Raw genomic sequence first — 336 nt, forward strand, 5'->3', positions numbered from 1 at the left:
GGAAGGTGCGGTGAAGAAAGATATCCCGACCTTATTTACCGACTCGACTGAAGCCGAAGCCATCAAGTTGTTCGCTAACACCTATCTGGCGTTACGTGTGGCCTACTTTAACGAACTGGATAGCTATGCCGAAAGCCTTGGTCTGAACTCACGGCAGATTATTGAAGGCGTGTGCCTGGATCCCCGTATCGGTAATCACTACAATAACCCGTCATTCGGTTACGGTGGCTATTGCTTGCCAAAAGATACTAAGCAGCTGTTGGCGAATTATGCATCTGTGCCGAATAACATTATTGGCGCAATCGTTGATGCTAACCGTACGCGTAAGGACTTCAT

The 336-nt window shown here is 47.9% G+C and carries 1 pseudogene; it reads left to right on the forward strand.

The window, feature by feature from the left end:
- Window positions 1-336: pseudogene (locus OGY09_RS00255) on the forward strand (UDP-glucose 6-dehydrogenase); the annotation flags it as partial.

Origin of the sequence: Citrobacter sp. Cpo071 (genome assembly GCF_030332765.1) — a bacterium.
Taxonomy (GTDB): Bacteria; Pseudomonadota; Gammaproteobacteria; order Enterobacterales; family Enterobacteriaceae; genus Citrobacter; species Citrobacter portucalensis.